We start from the raw sequence: 26587 nt of genomic DNA, 5'->3' as shown, positions 1-26587 counted from the left end.
GATATTAAAATGTTTTGGTTACAGTTTTTGCAATGAAGATGTTAAAGTGTTATATTTCCATATGAATGGCAAATATTTATTTTACCGCAGGGCCAAATTAAAAAAGGGTGCTGATAATACAGCAGGAACAAAATCAATAACTTCCATGCAATCATCAAACATATAACGTGAGTACTACCATGAAATACGAGGATTTTCATTTCGTTGATACAACAAAACCTGTTTGGAATTATTCCCGTTTTGAAGGCGATGATATTGCCAATTTTCAGAACGGAACCAATTACCGCTGTTATGAATTATTCGGATCGCACCAGATGGAGGTGAGTGGAGTAACAGGCTATTATTTTGCAGTATGGGCACCGAATGCAACATTCGTTTCTGTTTTCGGAGCTTTCAATGATTGGAACAAAGAAAGTCATCCGCTTTTTGTAAGGCTCGACAGTTCGGGAATCTGGGAAGGCTTTATTCCCAATATGGCAAAAGGTACTTCCTACAAATATCATATTCATGGATATGCAGGATTGAAATTAGATAAAGGTGATCCATATGCAAACTATTGGGAGGTTCGCCCCAACACTGCATCTGTAACCTGGCAAATGGATCATGAATGGCATGATACAGAATGGATGCAGGTAAGAAAGGAACACAACAAATTGGATGCACCCTGGAGTGTGTATGAAGTGCACCTTGCCAGCTGGATGCGTCCTGATAAATTCAATGAAGAAGTTTATCACAGTTATGATTTTTTCGTGAACGTTTAGTCCCATACGTAAAAGAGATGGGGTTTACCCATATTGAATTAATGCCCATTATGGAACATCCCTTTGATGGAAGCTGGGGTTACCAGGAGCAGGTTATTTTGCAGCAACATCACGTTACGGAACTCCGCAGCAGTTTATGCAACTGGTGGAAGCATTTCACAACGAAGGGATAGGAGTGATTCTTGATTGGGTTCCATCACATTTTCCATACGATGCACATGGACTGTTTATGTTTGATGGTTCGCATACATACGAGTATGCAGATATGCGGAAGGGATATCACCCCGACTGGAACAGTTATATTTTTAATTATAAACGTGGCGAAGTAAAATCATTTCTCATCAGCAGTGCCATGTATTGGCTCAAGGAATTTCATATTGACGGGATGCGTGTTGATGCGGTATCATCATTGCTGAAATTAAATTATTCAAGAACAGCAGGGCAATGGGAACCCAATGAATTTGGTGGTGATGGCAACATTGAAGCCATTGCTTTTATTAAAGATTTAAACGAAACTATCTTCCGTGACTTACCCGATACGCAAACCATTGCTGAAGAAGCAACTGATTGGCCGGGTGTAAGTAAACCTACATTTGCTGAAGGATTGGGTTTTGGTATGAAGTGGATGATGGGCTGGATGCATGATACACTGAAGTATTTTAAACAGGATCCGCTGTTCAGGCAATACCAACAGGATCAGTTTACATTCAGCATGGCTTACTATTATGATGAAAACTTTATGTTGCCTCTGAGTCATGATGAAGTGGTGCATGGCAAAAGTCCCATGCTGTATAAAATGCCCGGCGATGACTGGCAGAAATTTGCTAACCTTCGGCTGATGTACAGTTATATGTTTGCACACCCAGGAGGTAAGCTTTTATTTATGGGTAATGAATTTGGCGCAACCAGTGAGTGGAATTATAAAAGCGAATTGCAGTGGGAGCTGCTGCATTTTGAATCGCATAAATCAATAAAAAACTGTGTAAAGGATCTTTGCAGTTTACTGAAATCAGAACCGGAATTATATGAAAACCAGTTCAATCATTTTGCGTTTGAATGTGTTGATCTGAATCACCGGAGTGAATCAGTCATTGTATTCAAACGGAAAGGAAAAATGCAGAGGATGATATTCTTGTGGTTTTGAACATGACACCTGTTGTTCACTCCGATTGGAAAATACATGTGCAGGGAAAGCAAAACTGGAAAGAGATTTTCAACAGCGATGATAAAAAATACTGGGGTACAGGTGATGTGTTTAATCCTGAAATAGGCGTTCGGGTAACAGATAAAGATGAAAAATGGTATGAATTGAACCTGAATTTACCTCCCTTGGGGGCTGTTTTATTAAAATAATACTTAGTTCCGGTAAAAAGGGCAGGGTTTTAGTAGGTATTTCTACGTTATTTTATATTTTTATATTGTCTATTTTTACATCGATCCAAAATCTTATTCCATGAAAAACGGGTACGTTATTTTATCACTTACATTATTCAGTTTTTTTCTGCATCTGCTCAGAACCGTGACAGTTCAAATGCTGTATTACAACGGGCTAATATTGCCAAACAGGAACGCAGAATACAATTAGCCATTAATCTTTTTGAAAAGGCTGTGCAGTATGATACAACCAACATTGATGCATTGAAAGCAATGGGTGAGTATGGCATGGAAAGTCGCAACTATCGCCAGGCTGTAGATGCCTATACACGCTGGAACAAACTGGAGCCAAACAATGAAGCAACCTTTCAGCAGTTAGCCAATTTATACTTCAATCTGGGCCGCCACCAGGATGCTTTAAGTTATACAGAGAAATGGGAAAAACTCCACAAGGATAAACCCATGCACTACATCGTTGGTATGTGCAATTATTATCTTGAAAATTATCCGCAGGCCATTAACCGTTTATTATACGCAGCCGAAACAGATTCAACCAATGCAATTCTGTATTATACAATCGGACGGAGCTACATTGAAATAGAGCGTTACAAACAGGCAATTCCTTACTACCAGAAAGCAGCAGCGGTTGACCCAAAAAATGCACGTTATGTATTTGAAATGGGAATGGTGTACTATGCTATTCCTGACGATAAAAATGCCATTGCCATGTTTGAGCTTGCAGCTGAGCGTGGTTGGGTAAAGAATGCAGAGTATTATGAAAACCTTGCTTACAGTTATATGAATCTTGGGAATTTTGCCAAGTCTACCGAGATGCTTGAAAAATCTTTAGAAAAACGTCCTTACAGCATTACAGTACGTTATGCACTGGCCGAATCGCAATACAAAGGCGGGAAGTACCAGGATGCGATAGACAACTGGGACCAGGTACTTCAGCTCGATAATAAAAATGCCCGTGCGCTTTATATGATTGGCATGAGTTACCAGAAAATGGGGCAAAAGGATAAGGGCGTGGCTTTATGCGATAAAGCCATTGAAATGGATCCATCGCTAAACAGTCTCAAACAGAAAAAAATGGATATGGGAATGTAAAACTCCCATCTGAAAATACAAGGGCAGCTTAATTGCTGCCTTTTTTGGTTTTTTCCGGGTTTGTTAGAGAGATTTCCTTCACCGGGCAGCGAAAACACTACAGAATGGTATCTATTTATAAAAATTAACGTCCCTATTCTGATATTAACAGACCACCAACTGATCCATGGCTGCATCAAAAAAGATGAGCAATGCCAGCGACAGCTCTTTGAGCGTTTCGCCGGTAAGATGCTGACTGTTTGCCTGCGATATTCTACAGACAGGATGGAAGCAGAAGATATTCTGCAGGATGCCTTTATTAAAGTGTACAGGAATATTTCTCAGTTCAAGTTTGAAGGTTCGTTTGAAGGATGGGTTCGCAGGATTGTTGTGAACACGGCTTTAAAATATTGCCAGAAGAAAAGGATGAAGTTTGATGAAGTGCAACCCGATGCTCCGGGTGTGAGCGGATTGGAACCCTCAGCCTATACTCACCTCAACGAAGCCGAGTTACTGAAGATGATTCACAATTTACCGGAAGGTTATAAGCTGGTATTTACCCTGCATGTAATTGAAGGTTACAGTCATGAAGAAATTGCAGTAATGCTGAAAATAAAAGACAGTACATCAAGATCACAACTGGTGAAAGCGAGAAGGTATTTACAGAATGAAATTATTAAAGTGCAAAAAGTATTGCGGTATGAAAGATCAACAATTCGATGACTTCGTAAAAAGCAAGCTGGAGCAATACGACTCCGGTGCACCCATGCATGTATGGGAACGCATACGTGAAAAAGAGAAGGACGATAAAAAAGGCTTCTTCTTTTTAAGACGTTACCTGTTAACCGGTATTGCGTTGGTAACTCTTACTGGTATTGGCTTTCTTACATGGAATTCAAACGCAAAAAATGCAGAGCAGAAAACAGCAACTTCTTCACAAGTAAATACAAATAATAATAAGGAAAACATTACTCCAACAGCATTTACTGAAAACAAAGAACAAGCGGAGCAAAATAATGAATCAACAACTGAATCAAAACCTATAGTTGAAAATGAAGAAAATAAAACTGACAATGGCAATGTTGTTACAGCTGATGTAAAAACAGGGAATAAGAATAATATCTCTTTTACTGCTGATCGAACTATAAAAACAAATACTTCAGTAATCAACAATTCAGAGAACAAAAAAAGTAATGCGGGAATAAATAAAAAAGAATCAGCAACAACAGTAAAGGAAAAGTTCATTCTAAATACTGCCACAGCTAATGAATTGCAAGCAGACAATTCAATTCAGTCAAATGAATCAAAAGAATATGCTTTAAACTTTACTGATCTTGCTGTGTATCGGTTTTCTCTGCAAAAATTTCAGATTGGAAATGTTCCCCAGCAAAATAACCGACCAGGCTGCCCGACAATTACCGGCCCACGTCGTAATGATTTGTATATAGAAGTATATGGTTCGCCTGATTATACCATGCGAAGCTTTTCTAATCCTGCTAATCTCAATGGATATATTGATCAGCGCCGTACCAGTGAAGATAACCGGAATGGTTTCAGTGCAGGAGTGCGCATCGCTAAAAACATCGGAGAAAAAACACTGATCAAAGCCGGAGTAAATTATTCACAGATCAATGAACGCTTACGTATCATTAATGCAAATGAAAAGCAAATAACACAGATCATAACAATACGTACGGTGATAAGAGCACCAGGCGATACTTTATTTATCAGGGATACAACTTACTTTGAACAAAACGGTACACGCTACCGTACAACGTACAACCGTTACCGCTTTATTGATCTGCCCATCATTTTTTCTTATGAGTTTGGAAATCCTGAAATACTTGCCTTTGCTGTGAATGCAGGACCGGTATTTAATATTACTTCATTCTATCGTGGTGAAGTACTTGATACAACATTGAGTCCGGTTAAAATTTCAACAGCAAAAGGAACGGGTGCAAATAACTGGCGCAGCAATATTGGTATTGGTGTTTTCGCAAGTTTCGCCGTGTACAAAAGAATAAATGAACGGCTGCAGATTTTCGGCGAGCCATACTTCCGTTACAATTTTAAACCTGTTACACAAAATGCAAATATTGTGAATCAGCGCTATTCCACAAGCGGAATGCAATTAGGAATCAGGTATAATTTGTACAGCGGCAGGCAGCGTTACCGCTAAATCATGAATCAAATAAATACGGATGTTTCCAGTAACCCGGGGAAAGCACCTATTTTATTTTAAATCCCGAATATGAAGAAAACATTTTTAAACAGTTTATTATTTTTCCTTCTTCTGATTGCTTCCTGCAAAAAGGATACAAATGAATTTGTACCTGACCCGGGCCAGCAATTAGACAGCGCATGGACAAATAATGTAACAGCAAATTCACAGGTACTTATTTTATCAAAGAACCTGGAAGGAAGTCTCACTGCACAAAATATCAATACAGCAACAGATACAACGATTAGTTCAGCCAGTGGGTTACAGATTTCATTTCCGACCAATGGACTTCTGCTCAATGGAACTGCACTAAACGGTACTGTAAAAGTTGAATATGTATTACTCCAGAAGAAAGGTGATTTTATCCGTTATGGAGTACCCACAAGCACAAATAAATATCCTTTGGAATCTGGTGGAGCTTTGCATATACGACTTACATCAAACAGTCAGCCAATTACAGTTGCAAGCAGCAGAAAAATTATTATCCGCTATCGTGATGCTGAACCTAAACAGGGGATGAGTATTTTTTATGGAAATACACCAGTTGTAACAAATTCCTTGTTGTTCGACTGGACCTTGGCAACTGATAATTCATTCGTGAAAGTGTGGGATTCAACCAATACATATCCTGCTGCAAAAGGCTATGCTGTTGAAACATACCGCACAGGATGGGTTAACGTAGACAGGTCAATACCATCAAGCCAGCCACGTGTTGAAATAAAAGCTGTTTTACCTGATTTATTTTCGAATGCCAACTCAGCTGTATATATAGTGTTTAAGAATTATCGTTCTGTTGTACAGTTATCAGGAAATCCAACACTCCGTCATTTTTCGTTCCCGAATATTCCAGTCAATGAACCTGTGATATTTGTTTCAGTTTCAAAAGTAGGCAGCAGTTATTATTTGGGAGTAAAAGAAGAAAAGACGGCAGCCAATATGGTGTCTTTTGTTAAACCAACTCTTTCAAGCCTTGCGGCTATTAATGCATTACTGAACAGTTTGTAGTCATTTTTTCTTATAGGTTGTTTTTGGATAATCCCGTTGTACAGCGGGATTTTTTGTGCGGCTTTCCACATTTGTGGATAGATGAAAGTCTGTTTAAACATCATTTTTTCAATAAATTTGCCGCTATGAGCGGAGTGAATAAGCATGTAAGGGTGGCAATTCTTGATTTATATGATGGCTTTGCCAATCAGGGCATGCGTTGTATCCGTGAAATACTGAACCAGTTTGCTGATGCCAATCAACTGAACCTTGATTTTGCTGAATTTGATGTAAGGGGAAAGAACGAAGTACCTGATCTCAGCTATGATGTATATATTTCTACTGGCGGGCCGGGCAGTCCACTGGAAAGTAAAGGAACAGACTGGGAAAATAATTTCTTTGGCTGGATAACAAAAGTTAAAGAGTGGAATGAAAATCCGCTGCAGGATCAGAAAAAACATGTGTTCTTCATTTGCCATTCTTTTCAACTGGCATGCCGCTATTTCGAAATAGGAAATGTGTGTGCCCGGAAATCAACTGCATTTGGTGCATTCCCTATACACATGATACAGGGTGCAAATGAAGAAATTATTTTTGAAGGTCTGGTGAATCCTTTTTACGGAGTTGACAGCCGTGATTACCAGGTGATTCAACCCAATCATAAACACCTGAAAGAAATAGGAGCAAAGCTGCTGTGTATTGAAAAAGAACGGCCGCATGTTCCTTTTGAAAGAGCAATCATGGCTATACGGTTTAATGAATTTATGATAGGCACACAGTTCCATCCTGAAGCTGATGCTATTGGTATGAGCATGTATCTTCAAACAGAAGAGAAAAAGAAAACCGTAATTGACAATCATGGCTTTGAAAAATGGAAAAGCATGATTGAGCACCTGGAAGATCCGGACAAAATATTACTCACATATTCGCATATACTTCCCAACTTTTTGTACCGCTCCATTTTCTCAATGGATGCTGTGTCTGTTTAAAATCTTTCTGTTTTCTGCGTAAAATCAGATATTTTTAGAAGATAAAACATCCTGTATGATTCGTTCATTACGCAATGCTTTTAATCAAAATTTTACAGCGGAGAAATACCAGGCATTTCTGAAAGACCTTGACAGTCTGCACCCAGGTGATATTGAATTTCGTGTTTGTGAAACACCGGTTTTTGTTGATAAAGAATTTACGAAGAAATTAATTGATGCCTGTGAAAGTATTGTGGATGTAATTTGTGATCCAAAATTTATTGAACTGACCGAGAATGCAATTCCACCGGGAGAAAAAGTGCCGAATGAGAACAGGATATCACATATGATTTCATTTGATTTTGGAGTATGTATTAATGACAAAAGGAGAACTGGAGCCTCAGCTGATTGAAATGCAGGGGTTCCCAACTTTGTATGGCTTCCAGGTTTATTATCCTGAAGTGATTGAAAAGCATTTTTCAATTCCTTCTAACTTCAGTCATTATCTCAATGGATATAACAGGGAATCATACATCAGCATGCTGCGCAAATTGATTGTTGGAGATTTGCCGGTTGAGAATGTAATATTGCTGGAAATAAAACCCGAGATACAGAAAACAAGAATTGATTTTTCCTGCACAAAAGACTACACAGGTATTGAAGTAGTTTGTTTAACCAAACTGATTCAGGAAGGAAGAAAACTTTTTTATTTAAAAGATGGAAAGAAAACAGAAGTAAAACGCATTTACAACCGTATCATTTTTGATGACCTCAATGCAAATAAAGAATCATTGGGTGATGTAGTAGATATTACACAGGATCTGGATGTTGAATGGATGCCGCATCCCAACTGGTTTTACCGCATCAGCAAATACACGTTGCCGTTTATTCACCATCCTTATGTACCGCAAACATTCTTTTTAAATGAGGTGAAAGAGTTGCCGGATGGTTTAGAGAACTATGTACTGAAACCACTGTTTTCTTTTGCAGGTCAGGGAGTAAAGATTGACATTACACAGGAAGATATTGATTCAATTACTGACCCCCAGAATTTTATTCTTCAGCGAAAAGTAAAGTATGCCGATGTTATTGAAACACCTGATATTCCCGCTAAAGTTGAAATACGTATGATGTATGTTTGGCTGGAAGGCGATGCAAGGCCTCATCTTGCTACTAATCTTGCACGTATGAGTAAAGGGAAAATGATTGGTGTGCGTTACAATAAAGATAAAGAGTGGGTGGGGGGAACAGTAGCTTATTTTGAGCAATAAAATATCTTATCTCCATCCACGTCAAAAGACTTTACGAATGACTAATTTTTTAACCCCGGCTTTTAAGCCGGGGTTTGTATAAAATAAAATCGGCTTTAGCCTTGAATGTTATCATGGCTAAAGCCGATAGTCTGAATGATTTAATCTCCGACTTAAAAGTCGGAGTTATATTATAAGATGAATGTTATACTCCTGCCAGGAACTGTCCGCCAATATAATCAACTACACTTTCCATACTCTTAGTTTCCTCGTACACCTTTAATTGTCTGTCGGCACCGGTTCCCTGTTCCATCATTTTAGGAATAAAATTCAGTGCATGACGGCAACCCAAATCATCAACCACATCATCAACAAAATAAAGTAACTCATAAATAAGTGCTCTGGTATTGGTTTCTTCTTCTTTACCAAAATCAATCAGGTATCAATCAATACCGTAACGGCTGGCACGCCATTTATTTTCATTGATTAATGCACGCTGGTATTGAATAAAATTCAGGTTCTTATTTCTCAGTTTGTACAGTTTGGCAACAATGGCCTGGAATAAGGCTGTAATAGCAGTTGTTTCCATCACTGTCATCGGTACATCACAGATACGGAATTCAATTGTATTAAAGAACGGATGTACACGCAGATCCCACCAAATCTTCTTTGCATTATCAATGCAATTTGTTTTAATAAGCAGCGCAACATAATTATCATAGGCTTCAATACTGTCAAAGTATTCAGGAATGCCTGTGCGGGGAAATTTATCAAATACTTTAGTACGGAATGATTTATACCCTGTCATTCGCCCAACCCAGAAAGGGGAGTTGGTGCTGAGTGCAAACACATGCGGTAAAAAATAGCGGGCAGAATTAGCTAAGTGAATCGCCATCTTCCTGTTTTCCATGCCTACATGCACGTGTAAACCAAAAATGAGATTACTTCTGGCAGCTTCCTGCAGTTCGTTAACGATCTGGTTGTAACGCACATGATCGGTAATCAGCTGATCACGCCAATGACTGAAAGGATGTGTTCCGCTTGCACCAACAGCAAGTCCCAGGTCGCCTGCAATACCACTGATGGTTTTACGCAATAAAGAAACATCTGCAAATGCTTCATCAATGTCCTTGCAAAGGTCAGTACCAACTTCCACAACCGCCTGGTGCATTTCAGCTTTTACTTTATCCCTGATCACTTTCTGGCCTTCGATTACAATTTTTTGTTCATGACTTTTGAGCTCCCTTGTTTCAGGATCAAACACCATGTATTCTTCTTCAACGCCAAGTGTAAACTGGTTGTAATTGATTGCACTCATATCAATGAATTCAATTTAGCTTGTTTAATAAAGAGGAGTTTTATTGGCTCCACGTTTTATATATTCACCCCAGGTTAAATTATCTGCTCCTTCTTTCTGTTCCAATGCACGCTCAATGGCGTAATTTGCTGCAGCTTCAACTACCCAGTCAAAATTCTCCTGTCCAACACTGGGAAGATCTGCATCGGGGGCGGGGTTACAAAAATCAATTGCATAAGGAACACCATCACGTAATGCTAATTCAACAGTATTAAAATCGTAGCCGAGATAATTGTTAATACGTAAAACAATATCAGTCATCATTTTTAATTTTTCTGCTGATGGCTGAAAATCGGCAACATAACGGAGATGATGCGGATTGCGTGGCTCATAACTCATAATGCGAACATGCTTGCGGCCAATGCAGTAACACCGGTAGTATTCTTCAAATACAATTTCTTCCTGCAGCAGCATTACAAGCTGGCCTGTTTCAGCATGCTTTTCAAAGAAATCCTGTGCATCATTCAGCTTGTAAACATTTTTCCATCCGCCACCAGCATAAGGTTTCATGTATGCAGGAAAACCAATATAGTTAAACATCCCTTCCCAGTCCATGGGGTAGGCCAGGTTGCTGAATGATTCATCACCGGTATCATCAGGTCTGTCTTTTGAAGGAAGGATGACTGTTTTAGGAACAGGCACATCAATTTTAGTAGCCAGGCAGTTGTTGAAAAATTTATCATCTGCACTCCACCAGAAAGGATTGTTGATAACTGCAGTTCCACTGAGAGCTTCATTTTTTAAATAGGCACGGTAATGTGGAACATCCTGCGAAATACGATCAATTATGACAGCGTATCCATTGTTTACTCCTTGCACAACTTTGTCAATACGGACAGGCTCGGCAATAATACCCTCAATTTTTTTGCTGTTCACTCTTTCAACAAAAGCGGTCGGGAAAGTACGTTCTTTGCCGTGCAGGATACCAATCTTCTTCATAATAATTTGTTTAGGTCAGTTAATAAATGAAGTGCAATGAAACAGGATAGTGACTTTTATTCCTTCAATATAGTACACAATTTTGTAACATTTACAAAGGGTTTGAAAAATATTTTAGTTCATATTCCCTATTTTTGAATGTATGCATAAGGAAAAACCGCAGAGTATCCTTGTTGAAGAAACGGAACTGAGCTCTGCTTACCTGGAACGGGATGTAAAGATTGATTTCTATTTGCCCACGCATGTGAAGCATCCTGAGAAAATGAGTTTACTGCTTGTTAATGATGGACAGGATCTTCCAAAGATGCCTTTTGATGCAATACTCAATGATCTTTATTATTACGAGGATATTGAGCCAATACTCTGTGTTGGAATTCATTGCGGACCCGACCGGAAAATGGAGTATGGAATTGCCAGCCAGCCCGATTATTTAGGAAGAGGCGCTAAAGCAAGTGAGTATACGAGGTTCATTTTTGAAGAACTGCTTCCTTTTATCAAAACAAAATATCATCTGCCTCATTTTAAGGAAAAAGCTTTTGCTGGATTTTCTTTAGGGGGGTTGATGGCGATGGATATTGTGTGGAACCATCCGGAAGAATTCAGTAAAACGGGAATTTTTTCAGGCTCCTTATGGTGGCGGCAAAAAGCATATGAAGATGGATATACAGATGAGGCCGACCGGATCATGCACAACCAGGTAAAGAAGGGTGAGGCGGCACCCTGGCTGAAGTTTTTTATCCAGGCAGGATTGCTGGATGAAAAGAAAGACAGAAATAATAATGGTATCATCGATTCAATTGATGACGCATTGGATTTAATTGCAGAGTTAAAGAATAGAGGATATGATAACCATGCTGTTAAATACCTTGAACTGGAAGACGGAACACATGATGTACCTACATGGGCAAAAGCATTTCCGGATTTTTTGAAATGGGGGTGGGGTTTAAAAAAATAAAGAACAAACAATATTTAAGTAAAAGAGGAGCGACGCAGTCGCTCCTCTTTTTTATGCAGGATTATTGTAAAAACAAAGCCCCGCTTTTCAGCAGGGCTTTGTTATTGCAATGATGTTATTCTTAGAAGATATAACGTAAACCAACCTGTACCGACCATGTACTTGCAGTTGAAGTACTTTTAACGAATGACTTGTCAACTAGAATTGGTGTAGAAGCACCATTTGGTGTATAAGTAGCCAATTGATATCTTACTTCACCTGTTGTAGCATTCTTAGTAGCACGCAATGGATTGTTTACAGGGAAGAAATCACGCAATCCCCAATCTTTATTTAATAAGTTCAGGAAGTTTAAGCAATCAACACTGATCTGTAAGGTGTTTCTTCTGCTTCCAATATTTGTAAAGATGTCCTGTAATAATCTTGCATCTAATCTGTGATAGAAAGGATACAGAGCTCCGTTTCTGTCAGCAACCTGGCCCATATGTTTGCTGAGGTATTTATCCTGCGCAAGGAACTTAAAGAATGCATCGCTCTGCTGTTGCGCAGAATAAGTAACGGCATTAACACCAGAACCTACAGTTACAGGGATAAAAGTAATTTCAGATGGGCTCTTTGGAATATACATTAAATCAGAACTACTGTTACCATCATAATTCACATCAGCGGTATTACTGAAACCCGATGGCGCAGTTCCGGATGCAGCACCGTAAATATAACTTATACGGCCATTTTGAAATTGTGAACCTTCATAGAAAAGGGACAGCGTGGTAGCAAGATGTTTTACATATTCTTTGCGGTAAGAAGCAATGGCAACGATACGGTGCGGAGTTGCAAAGTTTGAATAAGAAAGTTCTTTGTCGTTTTGATTACCGCTGGTTTGGTTTCCACTCCATGTAGATGAAGCAGTTGAGCCTGGGTTTGCAGTTAAATCAAATGCAGCACTGAATGTATAAGCAAGCGATGCATAGAACCCTTTGACAAATGATTTTGAAATCTGGGCAGTAGCAGAGAATGAACTTCCGCCATTTTTTGCATTTTCAAGAGCTATAACAGGACCGTAAGCATTGTAAACTCTGCGTGTTGCAGTAGAAGTATTTACAAAACTTTGTCTGGTTGAGCCACCAAGATTAACAGTACCAGTTGGTACAGACTGGTTAATGTTTCTCATGATTGTTGCATTCAGGTCTTTGGTGTACATGAAGTCAACGGAAAGAGTTAAGCCTTTTGTGTATTTCTTATCGAAGCCAAGATTGGTTCTCCAAACCTGTGGAAATTTATATTTTGGATCAATTACTACCCAGCCAGCTGAGTTAGGAACCGCTGCCGGAGCAGTAAATAAAGATTTCCAGGCATTTGGATCAGAGCTGAATGTAATCTGAGAAAGCTGTGATGCATTCGCAAGGGCAGATACCTGATACATACCGCTGTTTGTTGGCATATTGGTTAAATACACAAAGGGAATTCTTCCTGTATAGATGCCAGTACCTGCACGAACCATCATACTCTTGTCGCCGGTAACATCCCAACGCACACTAACACGAGGCGAAGGATAAAAAGTTGATTTAGGCCATTTTCCTGTATTGTAATTTGTAGGCTTTCCGTCAGGGCCGGGGAAACTCAATGCACTGATTGCAGGGTTCTCCAGGGGCTGTTCAGGATACAAAGGTTTGTCAAAACGCAGGCCAAGAATTATTTTCAATTTTTGATTTACATTGATTTCATCCTGAACATATAAACCTAATTGGCCGATTTTCATTTCAGCAGAATACACTTTTTCTTTACCTGGTATTCTTGAGAATGTATAAGTAAAGGCAATTGGGTGAGTACCCGGTGTCATAAATTCTTCCAGTGAACCAAACGCATAATAGCTCTGTGCACCAGGCATAAACATATTACCTACATACTGATATTCATAACTACCACCGAGGGTAAGGGTATGTTTACCTGCGTAGTAGTTGAAATTCTCAGTAATATTATATATGTCATTTTTTACATCATTTGCATTCGAGAAGTTTTCCTGTCCGGCACTCATGTAATTCTGTCTGGCACCACCTGCATATGTAGATGCAACGCCGCTCTTCGTTGGATCGCCCATGATATCAATAAATGGAAATACCCCGCCTGGTGTTGAACGTGTTGTCCGAATTTTTGTAGCTGTTGCAATGAACTGGTTAGAAAATTTTCCTTTCCAGTTACTGTTCATCTCAATAGATGCAGATCTTACCTGATCGTGAAAACTATATTGTGAATTGGCAAATGACATTGCATTTGTTCCAAAGCGGCTTCCGGCTGTCCAGGTATTTACACCCGCTGCTCCGCCATTCGGAACACTGTTCGACATCAGCCTGTCATCATCACCAACCATTTCACTGTACTTTAAAGTCAGCTTATGAATGGTATTGATGTTCCAGTCAATACGGGCAAGAATTTTATAGTTTTTGATATTTGCATTCGGGAGGCCGTTATAGCTTCCTGTTTGATATCCATACTTGCTGGCGAGGTGTTCAGAAAATTTCTTCAGTGAATCAATCTTCACATTTGAAACATTCCCTGTTCCGCCACCACCTGTTGGGGTAAACGAACTTAATGGAGGTGTTACTCTTTTTTCAATTTCTCCATTAATAAAGAAGAATAACTTGTCTTTAATAATTGGTCCGCCAATGCTTACACCATATAAAGTGCTTTTAGAATTTATCTGGGCAGGTAATTTGATATTTCCAACTTCAGTACCAATAAAACTCTGGTCTCTGTAAAAGCCATAAGCAGTTCCTTTAAAACTGTTTGAACCGCTTTTAGTTACTGAAGCAATATTTGCACCTGTAAAGTTCGATTGTCTTACATCAGTTGGAGCAATGTTTACACTTACTTCTTCAATGGCATCCAGTGAAATTGGCTGGCTGTTACCACCGGGTAAAGGATCGGTACTTAAACCAAAATTATTATTAAGATTAGCTCCATCAACTGTGAAGTTATTATATCGTCCGTCACGGCCGGCAATTGCATTACCATTTGCCTGTGGGGTAAGTCGGGTAAAATCAGTGATACTTCTGCTGATAGACGGAAGAGTTGCAATCTGGCGCTGACCTACATTGGTAGAAACACCCGATTTAATATTTGCAGCAGCCTTGCCTCCAGTTATAACAACCTCAGATAAACTGGAAGACTGTGGATCAAGGTTAACATTCGCCTGATAATCATCACCCAAAACAACGGTAATGTTTTCTATTTCAACTTTTTTCATACCTACAAACTCAATTGTAAGTGTATAAGGGCCACCTGATCGTAAGCCGGGTAATGAGAAAGTTCCTCCTTTGTTTGAAATGGTTTGATACTTTGAACCTGAGGGCTTGTGAACAACAGTAATGGTAGCACCAACTAAAGCTTCACCACCTGTTTGCTTTACGGTTCCTGAAATACTACCTGTTGTAACCTGGGCAGCAGATACGAATGAAATGAGTACGGTCATCGATACCAGCAGCAGTTTTCTGAATTTTCGCATGTTTGTTAGTTTTACGTGTGCAAAGAAACAACAATCTGTTCTTTAAAAATCAACCAAATATCAACAATTCGTAAACTCAGACAGAAACTTTTACCTGTCTGCTGCAATGCTCCTGAAGTTATTTAACTGCATGGTTGTTTTTGCTGAAAAAGGCCCGAATTCAATTAACTTTGCCTATTAAAATAAGTGAATGCTAAATACAATAGAAAGTGCCATAGACGACATCAGGGAGGGTAAAATGTTGATTGTTGTTGATGATGAAGACCGTGAAAATGAGGGAGATTTTATCATTTCTGCCCGCCATGCTACTCCAGAGGCAATCAATTTTATGAGTAAATACGGCCGGGGGCTGATTTGTGTGGCCCTCAGCGAAAACCGCTGTGATGAGCTGAACCTTGAGCCAATGGTTTCATCCAATACCTCTCTTCACGAAACTGCTTTTACTATTTCTGTTGATTTAATTGGCCAGGGAACTTCTACTGGTATTTCAGCGCAGGACAGGGCAAAAACAATACAGGCACTCATCAATCCCGAAACAAAACCTGAGGATCTTGCCAGACCCGGACATATTTTCCCTTTGCGGGCAAAAAAAGGCGGTGTATTAAGAAGAACCGGACATACTGAAGCTACAATTGATCTTGCCAGACTTGCTGGTTTAGAACCGGCTGGAGTATTGGTAGAAATAATGAACGAAGATGGTACTATGGCCCGTGTTCCTCAATTGGAAATAATTGCTGAAAAATTTGGAGTAAAGATCATTTCCATCAAAGACCTGATTGAATACCGACTCAAAACCGATTCTCTTATTGAAGAAATCGTTCGGGTTGAAATGCCAACAGCTTATGGCCATTTTAAATTGATAGCTTTCAAGGAAAAGGAAACAGGGCAGGAGCATCTTGCATTAATAAAAGGTGAATGGGAAAAAGATGAGCCTGTTCTGGTTCGTGTACATTCTTCCTGTTTTACCGGTGATATTCTTGGTTCATTCAGATGTGATTGTGGCGATCAGTTACATGGAGCCATGCAAATGGTGGAGAAAGAAGGGAAAGGTGTTGTGTTATATATGAACCAGGAGGGCAGGGGCATTGGACTGTTTAATAAATTAAAGGCATATAAACTGCAGGAGGAAGGAATGGATACAGTTGAAGCTAATCTTCATCTTGGTTTACCAATGGATGCCAGGGACTATGGTGTAGGTGCACAAATTTTACGTACACTTAACGTTTCAAAATTGAAACTGATCAGTAATAATCCAAAGAAAAGAGCGGGCTTACTGGGTTACGGATTAGAGATTGTAGAAGCTGTTCCCATTCAAATTGCGCCGAATAAATTCAATCAGAAATATCTTGAAACAAAAAGAGATAAAATGGGTCATACCATTTTGAAACGGCCTTAGTCAAAATCTCTTACATACGAGAAGCTGATTCCTGTTCTGTTGGCACTACGCCATTGAACATCATAAACACTGCGGTGAAAACCAATTAAACGAAGTTTTCCATCAGGAGTAATTAACCATTCTATAGTAATATCAGGAGTTAGCTGGTTATTACTTTGAAGGGTTGTTGCCTGTCCGGAATTCACCAATACAGAACCTCCGGCTTTTAACAGTAAACGTCCATTTAATAAACGTCGGGTTACACCAAAACTGCCGGTTCCATAAAACCCAGTTGTTTGTGCCTGTGTTCCCGAAATAAGACCGGGAGTAAATGTTACATATGGATCTAATTCCAGTTTATTAATACCGGGAATATTTTTCAATGCAATACCCAAGCCGGATGATACCTGCTGCGCTATAAACTCAGAAATGGTGCCTGCTGCTGAAGTGATAACACTGTTGCCAAGGTTACTGCCAACTGTAGACGTATTGGGATTGGTTGAAAGAAACTGGTTGAATAATAACAAAGAAAATACCTGATTATTCAGTTCATTGGGATTATTGTATAAGCGTTGAAAACCACTGATTGTTATCGGATTGTTTCTGCAGGGATGATCCTGTGGTAATTCAAAACGGAAATTGATCTCCGGATTTTTTAATGTTTTGGACAGGTTACTGACAACAATAATTTTACTACGTTCATTTGAGCATCCAATTGCAAGGTCGGCAGGTAAAGTAATATTATCTGTAATATATTTTGCGTCAATATTTATGTTAGCATCAAAGGGTCGCCATTCCATTCAACACTTCCCGGTCAATCTCAAATGGTTTTTTAATCAGTCGCTGCCAGTTGAACGTATACTTTCCTTTGGTGATATCAAACCTTCCAGTCATGGTTGTTTTTTCATAGGTACCTACACGAATATTCAGGAAGCCATTTCCCTGCCCCTGTATAACGTCGTTGGTAACTTCATCTAAGATGAGATCAATCTTGGCAAGTGGATTAGCAATAATATCAAGATCAACCAGGAGGCTTGATGATTCCTTTACTTTGGATTCTACCTGCATTTCAGTACCATACTTTCGAAACACAATAAAGTCAGCTGTTCCCGTTACCCTGGAATCGGACGTAGGAAGAAATACTCTTGAACTGTCTGTTGGTTCTCCACGCAGTTTTAAAATGATATTGTCTGAAGGACCTGAAACACTTCCGCTTGCATTGGCAACTACATAACCATAAAATAAACTATTGTCTTTTTTAGTTGTATTCAAGACAAGAAAACCTTTGCGTGTATCATTTGCTTTAAAGTCCATATCAAACGACATGTCTTTAAAAAACTGGTGATATAGTTTTCCTGAGAATGTTGCAGTCCTTTTAAGTGTATCTGTAAGTATAATAGCTCCAAAATCAATCATCCCCTCACGGAAATTAATTTCTGTTCCCTCCTTTAGGGAATAACGGCATTTGGTATAATCGAGAACAAAGGAAGCATTGCTCAGCTTCACTTTACCAATCAGGTCGGGTTTGGTTGCATTTCCTTTAATCCTGATTTCTCCGCTTCCCGATCCCTTCATATCGGTGGTGATGATTGAAAGATATTTTTCCAGTAAACTCAGCTGCACTGTTTTTACTTCAGCTACCTGGTCTATTACAGGGTTCTTTGGATCTTTTATATTAATTTTTCCGGTGCTCAGAAAATCATTCAACGGATTATCAGATAAAATTTCTGTATTAATATCGCCTGTTTCACTGTTGTAGTTTCCTTTGATTGTAACAACACCTATTGAATCATTATTAAACCTGAATTCTTCTACTTTCAGATCTCCATCAACCTGCATCTTTCCGGAAGGGTTCATGATATCAACCCTGCCTGTTACCACTCCTTCAAGCCGTGGGTCTTTTAAAAAGTAAGGAATAATTTCATCAATACGCACATGTTTCAGATCCACAATAAAATCGTCTGTAGTGCCTGTTGCAGAGGGCTGCGTGTAGGCGAGAATTTCTTCGGTGCCTGATGTTAGTTTCATCCCATCCGAATGAATGGATTTATCTCCGATGAAGAGGTCGCTCTTGTCTTCAATTGTCCATATTTTATCATTCAGCACTAAAGTGGAAGGTTGAAAAACAATTCCAACTCCTTCTTTTGTTGTACTGATATGTGCGTTAAGGTTTGCATTTTTCAATGTTTGTGAAGCACTGGTATTGACGCTTACAAAACCTGTATCATTAGCTGCAGAAACCCGGAAGGTTGTTTTCGGGAAACTGATACTGTCGTTCAATTGTATTTCATCAAGTGTGCCCTGCAGATCAAGTTTCTTATAATCACCAACAGCGGTAATCTGTACGTTGTTGAATGTAATATCTGTGAATTTGTCTTTATATACAAACAGGGGAACGTTTGTCTGCAGGTTGAATTTGTTATCAATTGTATTGATGCGGCCATTAATCGTACTGTAATCGAAGCCTTCAACAGGAATTTTCCACAGGTTAATAAATGGCGCAATCTTTTTTGTTACAATATCAAAAGTAAAATCCTGTTCCTGTATTGTTCTTTTTGGCAGAGGAATGTAGGCCGGGAAATAATTGTGCAGGAATGATAAAGCCGTTGATGGCAGTTCCATTAGTTTGAAATTACCACGCAGAGCCGCATCAATTTCATTGCTTTGTATAATCAATTCTTTTTTTCCATCAACAATAACAGAGGAGAGTTTAAGAAAATCAAAAGACAAGGGTTGGCCATCAATTGTAAGTAATGCGTTTTCAAGATTGGCGGTTCCTAAAAAGTCATCAATTGTTTTTCCTTTGAAATTAAGATCAACATAAGTCTTTAAGGTAAGGTTCGTATCTGTAAGACCAAGCGGTTTGAAATTAATTTCATAAATATCACCCGTCACTTTATATACAGGCGTGTCTTTATTTAAATTCACAAGGCCGGTAAGATTTACTTTGAGGTTAGGGTCGTTTACCACTAAAGAACCATCGAAATTTCTTTTTTCATAAATTCCTTTTGCATCAATATTCTGATATGTATAACCATTAATGTCAATTGATTTTATCTTGCCATCTACTTCAGCAAAAAGTGTTTTAGGATTAAAACCCCGTCCTTTCAATGTCCCATCCATAACAATGTTGCCAAAGATGGAATCTTTAATAAAGGTTCCCAATGCAAAACCATCCGTTTTTATTTTACCTGAATAGATGGGATCACTTCTGTCAGGAAGCTTGAGATTAATATCTGTTACAAGAGTTCCTAAGTTTGTTTGAATGGTTCCGTATGTAACAAAGTCTTTAAAATATCCTGTAAACGATCCTTTGAACTTGAGGTAGTTAATTTTAGAAAGAGCAACATCTGTTATTTTTTTTATTTCAGGATAAATTGTTGCCGCATCTGCATAGCTTGTTTCTAAACGGTTAGCTCTTAAATCAAGAAACGTTGTATTGATGTCGGGTAAACCATCAATGGTAAAGTCTCCATCAAAAACAGATTGTTTTAATGTAGTAACAATCACCTTGCTTCCCTTTCAGGTGATTCACTGTTCCTCTTACTTTACCTGATATTGTTATTCTGTCTTTCCAGTCTTTCAACTGTGGTGCAAAAAAAGCAATGTCATCGCTGTGTATTTCACTGTCTTCAAAATTACCATCCATAACCACATGTGTAATGAACTGGCCCATATCATGTGTAAAATGGGTATAGCGTAAAGCAAAGTAATCCTTCAGCCTGCTTTTGCCTGTTCTTACATCGAGTTGTTTAAATTCCATTCCCAGTGGATGCCAGAGCATATCCGCATTCAGTTGTTTTACTTCAAAACCGCTGCGTTCCTGTGCTGATACTTTGATCATTGCCTGCATGGTATCCCCTGCAAAACTGAAATTGGTAAAACTGCCTTTAATTTTTTTGAATTGCAAATGCGCAGGATCAAAATAAGTATAAACTTCCCGTTCAGTTTTCTGTTCGTTTCTGAATTCACCGTTTTCGATGGTTACATTTTTTGCCGTAATCTTCCATCCCTCTTTATTCCAGTGTTCAGCAACATCACCCTGGTGATAATCATTATCAGTTTTTGAAGTCTTAGGTGGCCTGTTGCCTTTGTAGTTGAAAATGTAAAAATGAGGTGATAAAATATCAAGTGTATTTACATCAATTCTTTTCTCCGGCAGATTAAATTTGTTGATATCTACTGTGAGCGAACCAACTCGTCCCTCCATTGTTTCACCCCGCCATTCATCTTTTTGAATCAGATGAATCTGTTTAAGATCAATTTTTTTCAGAACAAGTTCAATCGGTTTTTTTGTTGTGTCTTTTGTACCGGAAGGGGAAGAAAAATAGTCAACCAGGAACTGGTAGTTCCAAACACTGTCGGTACGGTGCAGGTAAATAGTTGTCTGCTCAAGTGAAACATAGTTCAGCTCAATTTTTTCTTTCAGGAAAAACCAGTCGTTGATTCTTACACCTGCGCTGCCGATATAGAACATTGAATCTTTGGTACGGTCTTTTACCAGTAGTCCTTCCAGCAGCATTTTATTGAACAGTGAAAAATCTACATGTTTCACTGTTACTTCTGTATGAAGCGCTTTGGAAAGTTTATAGGAAGCCTGCTTTACCAGCCAGTTTTGAACCGGGGTAAATTGTATCAGGAACCATACTGCAATTAGGAGAATGAGTAAGGTGAGAAGAGAGCGGGTTAGTATTTTTATGATTTTCCTGGCCAAAATATAGTTCTGTAAAAGTAACCAATCGAACCCTTATGGCAAATTCAATACCCTGTTTTAAAAAACTTAAATTTTTAAGAAAATATCCTGACCCCCTCCTGAAAAAGGGCGTTAATTGCCGTTAGTGAAGAATTTCAGCCACATGGTTTGTAATATTGCTGCTGATCTTATCCATGGGCAGATCATTGGCATCAACTCCAAAGGGGTCTTCAATTTCCTCTGCAATTAATTCAAGACTGGCCAGTACATAGAAGATGAATGTTACAACTGGTATAACATAATAGCCCATGCTGAATACATAACCGAACGGGAGGGTCATTACATAAAAGAAAATGAATTTTTTCAGGAACACACTGTAGGAAAAGGGGATGGGGGTATTCTTGATCCTTTCACAGGCTCCGCAGATATCAGTAAATGATTGCAGTTCGGCATTCAGCACAATTAATTCGTCACCACTTATCTTCCCTTCCTTATGTAACTGATGAACTTTTTGAAATAAATGAGTTGCCACCTGGTTGGGAATATGTTTGTTTGAATCTATGGAAGCGAGCATATGGCCAAGATCATCTTCATTAAACAAAGCGGTTCTTGTTCTTTCATCCTGCAAATGATTACGCAGGACAGATGCATACAAAGGAATGATTCTGCGGAAATAAGTACGGTCGTCTTTTTCTGTTAGTATCACCGATAATTTAATTGCCAGATTTCGGCTGTTATTGACCAATGCGCCCCATAATTTGCGGCCTTCCCACCAACGATCGTAGGCGGTATTGGTTCTGAAAACCAGCAGCATGGATATAACAAAACCCAATAACCCATGCATTTGGGGAATATTCTTCAGGTGATTATTAACTGATAAGTGAAGAATGTTTACTTCCAAAAAAGCAATCAACCCTGAAAATATTGCTATTGACAGCAACATGGGGGCAAGTTTCCTGATCGTATCGGCCTTGTGTAACCGAAAAATAAAGAAGAACCAGTCTTTTGGGTTGTATTGAATCATAAACAAGGTTGCGTTGAGCTGATGAGAATACTTAGCTTATTTAGCTTTGTTCTTTCCAAACCAATAACCAATACCTGCGCTGATTGTATGGTATTTTAATTTTGGTCCATCATCCGTATTGATCATATTACTGAGACCATAGGCATAATCAACCAGTAAACGAAAGCCTCCAACAGCTTCATAGCCCAAACCTACATGCCAGTTGGCATCAAACTGGCCATATTCTGTAAAACCATATTTCAGTTTGCCATCAGTAGGAACACCTGCTGCATCCTGTTTGGTTTGATTGCCTTTTAGTCCAAAACCCAGCGACGGACCAAACTGCACAAACATGGTGCTTTTATTTTCTTCAGGACGTTTGAAATCAATCTGGAGCAAAGGCATGACACGAAGCTGAATCTCAGATACTTTACTCAATACTTTTTTTGGGTAAGGTATCACACTTCATTCCACGGTAATTGATGTCGATTTGCGGAGTGAAATGTAAACGGTTGTCGAATGGAACTTTCATCATAAAACCAATATAACCTCCGTGAACTGCATTGGTTTTTGCTGCTGAATAAGTGGTGCGTACATAATTGTAACCACCTTTTACTCCATAATAAATTTTTCCGAGATCCTGGGCGAACCCGGCTGACATAAAGAGGGTACCTGCAATAAACAGGGAGAATATTTTTTTCATCAGTTTTGTTTTAGTTACTGCCGGTTAACCGGGTAAGTTTATCAAGGTCGGATTTTGTATGAAGGGCATTCAGCACAATCCTGTTTACAGGATCGCTTTCAGGATGTGGATAGCCAAATGAAGAAATGATCACTTTGTTTTGCAGCAGGTAAGGAGCTATTCCTTTTTTATCTGCAATAAAGATGGGTGTTCCTTCATTGGCCACAAATGTATCGTTTACTGTGAGGTTTTGCAAATACAGTATATTTTGCTTTAAAGCTGTTCTTTGCTGAGCAAACAGTTTGTCGCCATGTATCCACGCATGAGCCAATGAAGGCATCATAGGTGTACTGGTTGAATAGTTGATATGCTGCCTTACTTCGTTTATCCATTTCTGTGAGCCGCAGACAGCACCACCGTTCATGTGGTAAGCCTTGGATAAAGAAAAGTTGAGCAGAAGTTCAATATTGTGAGGCAGCCTTAACCTGGAAAAAATACCTTCTCCGCTTTCGCCCATCCAGCCAATGCCATGCGAATCATCAATAACCAGTGTAATGCTGAAATGAGAAGGAGTATCATTTAAAAAACTAAAATCATTGATGTGGCCAGGAGTGGGGTTGATACTGTCGGCGGCTAATCCAAAAGTGAACTCCTTTTGCTGTTGACGTTCGTGTAAAAAATCAGTCCAGCTTTGTGTTGCAGGAATTTGTTTGATGGAAGGATGTGCAGAAGAAGCAGGATGTGTATGATGCAGACAATAAACCTGCATTTGTTTACTCACTACTTCAGTTGCAGTTCTTGCCGATAAAAAACCGGAAGAGAAACAGGCGGCAGCTTCTGACTTTGTATGCTGTGCCAGCTTTTCTTCAAACGCAGTATATAAATCTAATGGTGTATTGGAGATTCTTGAAGATGGATACACTACACCATATTTATCAATCCCTTCTTTTACCAATGAAGTAAACTCTTTATTCAATCCCAAACCAAGATAAGAGTAACCCGAAAAAAATAAATACTCTTCGTTGTTGATGATTGCAGTGCGGCCGGGTAATTGAGAAAGTGTACTCATGAAAAATGTAAAAACAATTATTTGTGTTTCATCTGAGAATTAAACTCATCTGATTTTCCTTTGGGTATTGATAATGATTTCCACTCACCAGCTTTGATCATACGCCCAATATAAACGATCTGTCCCACATGATATGGATAATGTGCCAGCTGCCTGTTGAGTGCATCAATCACAGATAAAGGCTCACTGCGGATAGTGATTGTTTTTTGCAGATCATCTTCTGTTTAGGTTTTTAACGGCGATAAAAAACAATCCCATCCTTCATTCCATTTGTTCAGCAACTGTTCTTTTGATAATTGCTGTTCTTCAAATTCAGTATCCCTGTTCCGCCATTCTTTTTCACCATCTTCTGTTACGAAATTGGTGAATCGGCTCAACATATTTCCTGCAAGATGCTGAATGATGATGGCGATGCTGTTGCTTTCTGCATTTGGCTGAACATGAAAGTCAGTATCAGTTAACTGTTCAAATGTTTTATCGCCCAGTTCTTTGTAATAACTGCTGCGTTTAAGATAGGAATCAAGAAATGTTTTTGCTAATGACATGATTATCTTTTTTTATATCCGGTCAGACGAGGGCGTCAGACCTAAGGTATCAAGGTTGGTCAATATCCTTCTGCATGATCATCACCACGTTTATCACTGATAGCTTCAATCCTGAGCGTAGCCGAAGGACCGTTAATAATTTTAATGGCTTCAAAGCGGCCAATGCTTCCACGCTCCACAATTTCATAACCCATTGCTTTCAGCTTTGCCCGAACATCCATCGGGAAATCTTTTTCAACAGCAATAACATCCGGAAACCATTGATGATGAAACTTTGGTTTCCAAACAGCATCTTCTGTGCTCATGTTAAATTCCAGCACGTTCACCAGCATTTGATACACCTGTGTCGGAATAGTTGTGCCACCAGGAGTTCCAATTACCAGATAAGGTTTTCCATCTTTCAATACAATAGTTGGCGTCATAGAACTCAGCATCCGTTTATTGGGAGCAATGGCATTGGCTTCCGTTCCCAAAGCACCATACATATTGGGTACACCGGGCTTAATACTGAAATCATCCATTTCATTGTTCAATAAGAAACCTGCACCACCAACAACGGTGCGGCATCCATAACCTCCATTTAAAGTTGTGGTGATGGAAACTGCATTTCCCCATTTATCATACACACTGAAATGTGTTGTTTCTTCACTCTCCGGATTAATGTTTCCATGATTGGTTATTTTGCTACTGCCGGCTTTATTCATATCATAATCAGCCATTCGTTCTTTTAAGTATTCGGGAGATGTTAATTTTTTTACCGGCACTTTTACAAAGTCTCTGTCACCTAAAAACTCTGCACGGTCGGCAAAAGCCCTGCGCTCAATTTCAACCATCAACTGTACTGCCTGCCAGGAAAGAAAACCATACTGTGCAACATTTCTTGTTTCAATCATTCCCATCATCTGCTGAATTAAAATGCCGCCGCTGCTTACCAATGGCATTCCGATAATGGTATAACCTTTATAGTTTGACTGCATTGCTTCACGTACAGCTGTTTTGTAATTTTTCAGATCGGCCAGTGTAATTAATCCGCCGCCTCTTTTCATTTCTGCAACAATCAGTTTTGCTGTTTCACCTTCGTAAAAACCTTTCTGCCCAAAATCACGGATGCGTTTAAGTGTATTGGCAAGGTCTTTCTGAATCAATGTATCACCTGCTTTCCATCCTCCATATTTAACGAAAGCATTTGGCTTTGTATTGAACTGCACAAAAGTTCCCATCGCCGCATTCAAACTTCTTGCTTCCGATTCTGTTATGGCAAAACCTTTTTCAGCCAGATCAATCGCTGGTTGAATCAATACTTTAAAAGGAAGCTTTGCATATTGATGTGTGGAAAATAATCCGGCTACAGTTCCCGGTACGCCACTTGCCAAATGCCCTGACTGACTGAGATTGGTCTGTGCATTGCCGTTAGCATCGAGGTACATATCCCTGCTTGCAGCACCAGGTGCTTTTTCCCTGTAATCAAGTGCAAGGGTTTTTCCTTTCTCTGTAAATGCAACCATAAAACCTCCACCACCAATATTCCCTGCACCCGGATATACTACGGCCAATGTTAACTGGGTAGCAATGGCAGCATCAAATGCATTTCCGCCTTTTTTCATAATGTTAACCCCAACTTTGCTGGCAAGGGGGTGAGCACTAACCACGGCTCCATTTGCACATTCCACCTTTTTCTGAATGTTGTATTTGTATGGATTGATCTGGGCCGAAAGCTGAACAGCAGCCAGCAGGAAGAGAAATGCAGACAGTAACCTCATGAAGATTTTTTTCCGAAATTAATTTTTAATATTGAAACTCCGCTTAACTTAGTTCCGGTTTTA

General features: G+C 39.2%; 17 protein-coding genes and 4 pseudogenes. 9 read left to right on the top strand and 12 right to left on the bottom strand.

Features of this window, described 5'->3' with window-relative positions; genetic code table 11:
* Window positions 1-179 precede the first annotated feature (179 nt).
* The 7 genes and pseudogenes from glgB to IPK31_18270 all read left to right on the top strand — a co-directional run bounded on the left by glgB (window position 180) and on the right by IPK31_18270 (window position 8668).
* Window positions 180-2114: pseudogene (gene glgB / locus IPK31_18300) on the top strand (1,4-alpha-glucan branching protein GlgB).
* A 255-nt stretch (window positions 2115-2369) separates the two neighbouring features.
* Window positions 2370-3245: a tetratricopeptide repeat protein gene (locus tag IPK31_18295; GenBank protein MBK8089713.1), complete on the top strand. Its 876-nt coding sequence runs from the start codon at window positions 2370-2372 to the stop codon at window positions 3243-3245.
* 228 nt (window positions 3246-3473) lie between these two features.
* Window positions 3474-3947, top strand: a complete 474-nt coding sequence (locus IPK31_18290) for a sigma-70 family RNA polymerase sigma factor (GenBank protein MBK8089712.1) — start codon at window positions 3474-3476, stop codon at window positions 3945-3947.
* Complete coding sequence (locus IPK31_18285) at window positions 3925-5403, top strand: hypothetical protein (GenBank protein ID MBK8089711.1); 1479 nt, start codon at window positions 3925-3927, stop codon at window positions 5401-5403. Before IPK31_18290 ends, IPK31_18285 begins: the two co-directional genes overlap by 23 nt.
* Before the next feature lie 72 nt (window positions 5404-5475).
* The gene (locus IPK31_18280) at window positions 5476-6450 is read left to right on the top strand and encodes a hypothetical protein (protein ID MBK8089710.1); all 975 of its coding nucleotides are present in this window, start codon (window positions 5476-5478) and stop codon (window positions 6448-6450) included.
* Between the two features lie 125 nt (window positions 6451-6575).
* The gene (locus IPK31_18275) at window positions 6576-7418 is read left to right on the top strand and encodes a GMP synthase (protein ID MBK8089709.1); all 843 of its coding nucleotides are present in this window, start codon (window positions 6576-6578) and stop codon (window positions 7416-7418) included.
* A 55-nt stretch (window positions 7419-7473) separates the two neighbouring features.
* Window positions 7474-8668 (top strand): annotated as a pseudogene (locus IPK31_18270) (hypothetical protein).
* Between the two features lie 184 nt (window positions 8669-8852).
* Here IPK31_18270 and IPK31_18265 read toward each other — a convergent pair.
* Both IPK31_18265 and IPK31_18260 read right to left on the bottom strand, forming a co-directional pair.
* Window positions 8853-9965 (bottom strand): annotated as a pseudogene (locus tag IPK31_18265) (carboxylate-amine ligase).
* A 24-nt stretch (window positions 9966-9989) separates the two neighbouring features.
* Window positions 9990-10943 carry a hypothetical protein gene (locus IPK31_18260; protein MBK8089708.1) on the bottom strand — a complete coding sequence of 318 codons (954 nt, stop codon included), beginning with the start codon at window positions 10941-10943 and terminating at the stop codon, window positions 9990-9992.
* A gap of 142 nt (window positions 10944-11085) precedes the next feature.
* Here IPK31_18260 and IPK31_18255 point away from each other — a divergent pair, with 142 nt between their 5' ends.
* Window positions 11086-11898: an esterase gene (locus IPK31_18255; GenBank protein ID MBK8089707.1), complete on the top strand. Its 813-nt coding sequence runs from the start codon at window positions 11086-11088 to the stop codon at window positions 11896-11898.
* A 121-nt stretch (window positions 11899-12019) separates the two neighbouring features.
* Here the strand turns inward: IPK31_18255 and IPK31_18250 are convergent, their stop codons facing one another.
* On the bottom strand, window positions 12020-15397 hold the full coding sequence (locus IPK31_18250; GenBank protein ID MBK8089706.1) for a TonB-dependent receptor: 3378 nt from the start codon (window positions 15395-15397) through the stop codon (window positions 12020-12022).
* A 190-nt stretch (window positions 15398-15587) separates the two neighbouring features.
* Here IPK31_18250 and IPK31_18245 point away from each other — a divergent pair, with 190 nt between their 5' ends.
* Window positions 15588-16793, top strand: coding sequence for a bifunctional 3,4-dihydroxy-2-butanone-4-phosphate synthase/GTP cyclohydrolase II (locus tag IPK31_18245; protein MBK8089705.1), 1206 nt, complete (start codon window positions 15588-15590; stop codon window positions 16791-16793).
* Here the strand turns inward: IPK31_18245 and IPK31_18240 are convergent.
* From IPK31_18240 to ggt, 9 genes and pseudogenes are all read right to left on the bottom strand, one after another.
* Complete coding sequence (locus IPK31_18240; protein MBK8089704.1) at window positions 16790-17572, bottom strand: translocation/assembly module TamB domain-containing protein; 783 nt, start codon at window positions 17570-17572, stop codon at window positions 16790-16792. The genes IPK31_18245 and IPK31_18240 overlap by 4 nt on opposite strands.
* The gene (locus IPK31_18235) at window positions 17553-20282 is read right to left on the bottom strand and encodes a translocation/assembly module TamB domain-containing protein (protein MBK8089703.1); all 2730 of its coding nucleotides are present in this window, start codon (window positions 20280-20282) and stop codon (window positions 17553-17555) included. The genes IPK31_18240 and IPK31_18235 overlap by 20 nt, the downstream gene beginning before the upstream one ends.
* Complete coding sequence (locus IPK31_18230; protein MBK8089702.1) at window positions 20248-21486, bottom strand: hypothetical protein; 1239 nt, start codon at window positions 21484-21486, stop codon at window positions 20248-20250. The genes IPK31_18235 and IPK31_18230 overlap by 35 nt, the downstream gene beginning before the upstream one ends.
* A 121-nt stretch (window positions 21487-21607) precedes the next feature.
* Window positions 21608-22489, bottom strand: a complete 882-nt coding sequence (locus tag IPK31_18225; GenBank protein MBK8089701.1) for a bestrophin family protein — start codon at window positions 22487-22489, stop codon at window positions 21608-21610.
* A 36-nt stretch (window positions 22490-22525) separates the two neighbouring features.
* Window positions 22526-22906: an outer membrane beta-barrel protein gene (locus IPK31_18220; protein MBK8089700.1), complete on the bottom strand. Its 381-nt coding sequence runs from the start codon at window positions 22904-22906 to the stop codon at window positions 22526-22528.
* Window positions 22899-23171, bottom strand: a complete 273-nt coding sequence (locus IPK31_18215; GenBank protein MBK8089699.1) for a hypothetical protein — start codon at window positions 23169-23171, stop codon at window positions 22899-22901. Before IPK31_18215 ends, IPK31_18220 begins: the two co-directional genes overlap by 8 nt.
* 10 nt (window positions 23172-23181) lie before the next feature.
* Window positions 23182-24219, bottom strand: coding sequence for a pyridoxal phosphate-dependent aminotransferase family protein (locus IPK31_18210; GenBank protein ID MBK8089698.1), 1038 nt, complete (start codon window positions 24217-24219; stop codon window positions 23182-23184).
* A gap of 17 nt (window positions 24220-24236) precedes the next feature.
* A pseudogene (locus IPK31_18205) lies at window positions 24237-24764 on the bottom strand (DUF1572 family protein).
* Window positions 24765-24823: 59 nt separating this feature from the next.
* The gene (ggt, locus tag IPK31_18200; GenBank protein ID MBK8089697.1) at window positions 24824-26524 is read right to left on the bottom strand and encodes a gamma-glutamyltransferase; all 1701 of its coding nucleotides are present in this window, start codon (window positions 26522-26524) and stop codon (window positions 24824-24826) included.
* Between the last annotated feature and the right edge of the window lie 63 nt (window positions 26525-26587).

It is taken from the genome of Chitinophagaceae bacterium (genome assembly GCA_016713085.1).
Taxonomy (GTDB): Bacteria; Bacteroidota; Bacteroidia; order Chitinophagales; family Chitinophagaceae; genus Lacibacter.
The sequence above is the reverse complement of the archived record's forward strand: the minus strand, read 5'-3'. Positions and strand labels throughout refer to the sequence as shown.

Excerpts from the sequence above, each read along its gene's own strand:
- IPK31_18290 (MBK8089712.1), top strand. The coding sequence starts at position 3,474 with ATGCTGACTGTTTGCCTGCGATATTCTACAGACAGGATGGAAGCAGAA.
- IPK31_18285 (MBK8089711.1), top strand. The coding sequence starts at position 3,925 with ATGAAAGATCAACAATTCGATGACTTCGTAAAAAGCAAGCTGGAGCAA.
- IPK31_18280 (MBK8089710.1), top strand. The coding sequence starts at position 5,476 with ATGAAGAAAACATTTTTAAACAGTTTATTATTTTTCCTTCTTCTGATT.
- IPK31_18275 (MBK8089709.1), top strand. The coding sequence starts at position 6,576 with ATGAGCGGAGTGAATAAGCATGTAAGGGTGGCAATTCTTGATTTATAT.
- IPK31_18260 (MBK8089708.1), bottom strand. The coding sequence starts at position 10,943 with ATGAAGAAGATTGGTATCCTGCACGGCAAAGAACGTACTTTCCCGACC.
- IPK31_18255 (MBK8089707.1), top strand. The coding sequence starts at position 11,086 with ATGCATAAGGAAAAACCGCAGAGTATCCTTGTTGAAGAAACGGAACTG.
- IPK31_18250 (MBK8089706.1), bottom strand. The coding sequence starts at position 15,397 with ATGCGAAAATTCAGAAAACTGCTGCTGGTATCGATGACCGTACTCATT.
- IPK31_18245 (MBK8089705.1), top strand. The coding sequence starts at position 15,588 with ATGCTAAATACAATAGAAAGTGCCATAGACGACATCAGGGAGGGTAAA.
- IPK31_18240 (MBK8089704.1), bottom strand. The coding sequence starts at position 17,572 with ATGGAATGGCGACCCTTTGATGCTAACATAAATATTGACGCAAAATAT.
- IPK31_18225 (MBK8089701.1), bottom strand. The coding sequence starts at position 22,489 with ATGATTCAATACAACCCAAAAGACTGGTTCTTCTTTATTTTTCGGTTA.
- IPK31_18215 (MBK8089699.1), bottom strand. The coding sequence starts at position 23,171 with ATGAAAAAAATATTCTCCCTGTTTATTGCAGGTACCCTCTTTATGTCA.
- IPK31_18210 (MBK8089698.1), bottom strand. The coding sequence starts at position 24,219 with ATGAGTACACTTTCTCAATTACCCGGCCGCACTGCAATCATCAACAAC.
- ggt (MBK8089697.1), bottom strand. The coding sequence starts at position 26,524 with ATGAGGTTACTGTCTGCATTTCTCTTCCTGCTGGCTGCTGTTCAGCTT.